The organism is Methylicorpusculum sp. (assembly GCF_030651835.1).
Classification (GTDB): Bacteria; Pseudomonadota; Gammaproteobacteria; order Methylococcales; family Methylomonadaceae; genus Methylicorpusculum.
In genome coordinates this window covers 1-1,417 of record NZ_JAUSBX010000068.1, presented here as the reverse complement: position 1 = coordinate 1,417, position 1,417 = coordinate 1, and the positions used below count along the sequence as shown (strand labels likewise).

1 protein-coding gene and 1 pseudogene are annotated in these 1,417 nt (G+C 41.6%); one reads left to right on the top strand and one right to left on the bottom strand.

Annotation, left to right across the window (positions count from 1 at the left end):
• Positions 1-1,059, top strand: a 1,059-nt coding sequence (locus Q7V32_RS08780; protein WP_304896607.1) for an AI-2E family transporter, incomplete at its 5' end; no start/stop codon positions are given.
• A gap of 1 nt (position 1,060) precedes the next feature.
• On the opposite strand, the pseudogene Q7V32_RS08775 reads toward Q7V32_RS08780, so the two are convergent.
• Positions 1,061-1,417, bottom strand: a pseudogene (locus Q7V32_RS08775) (cation efflux family transporter); the annotation flags it as partial.

The window sequence follows — 1,417 nt, the reverse complement described above, 5'->3', positions numbered from 1 at the left end:
TTTTTCATGCAAAAAAATACCCCTTATATTCTTTTTTTGACCTTTGTTTTGTTGGTAACGGTGTCATTTTTTCTATTGATTAAAGATTTTTTATTAGCCTGTTTTTGGGCCGTCATTCTGGCGGTAGTCTTTGATCCTGTTTATCAGCGGATCAGGCACTATTTTAAAAATTCGGAAATACTGCCATTGTTGTTAACCATGCTGATGATTATTCTGGTTTTTGTTGTCCCTTTGTTGACCATAACCTTGATGATTACCGAGGAAAGTACAATCCTTTATCAAAAAATTCAAGGCGGGGAAATTAAACCCCAAGTTTATTTTCAAGAGACTCTCGCGCTTCTTTTGCCAAAATTCAATAAGCTTTCTCATATGGAAGCATTGAGCGTTGAGCAGATAGGTGCTTCGGCAGGAAATGCCTTTGCACAAGCCGTCAAATATATTGCACAACAAGTGCCCGCATTAACCCAGAATCTGTTAGCTCTTATCGTTCAATTTGCCTTGGCCTTCTACATTCTGTTTTTTCTATTGCGGGATGGTCATCATTTGATAAGAAAACTCATCTCTCTGATTCCTATCGGTGACGGGATCGAAATAGAATTATTTGAGCGTTTTACCAGTGTAGCCAGGGCGACTGTTAAAGGCGGTTTAATCGTCGCTGTTATTCAAGGCAGCATTGGGGGATTTTTATTTTGGTTTGTCGGTATTCCCGCCGCTTTTTTGTGGGGTATGTTAATGATAGTTTTATCTTTATTGCCTGTAGGCAGCACGCTAATTTGGGGCCCCGCTGCGGTAATTATGTTTTTACAAGGTCAAACGTTAAATGCGGTTATCGTTTTGGTTGTCGGTATTTTAGTCATTGGTATGATTGATAACTTTCTGCGGCCACGGCTGATAGGTAAAGACAGTAAAATGTCGGATTATCTGGTACTGGTCTCCACTTTGGGTGGATTAACCTGGTTTTCCTTAACCGGATTTGTACTAGGCCCCATTATTGCAGCGTTATTCGTTACCTGTTGGGACATCATGGGACAAGAAAGCCAGGCCAGTAAACGTAAATAACTTAATCAGCGTTATCAATTTCAAAGAAAATCCATTTAACCCGCGCATGCGTTTGCTTGATTTGCTGTTCCATCGCATTAATTTCATTCACTGCATTGACAACGGCCATATCGGGTTGAAGCTCGGCTTTTATACTCACCATGACGTTATTGCCATGATTGATCGCCCACACATTGAGCACTTGTAGCACACAGGGTTGACTCTCCAGATAGTGCTGTACGTTATCGCTGATATCAACCGCCGCCTCACCAAGCAGTAAGGAATGGACTTCTGTACCCACCACGACGGCAACGGTAATTAATAAAACCCCGATTAACATCGAGCCTGCTGCATCATAGGCGGTATTGCCGGTAATCAT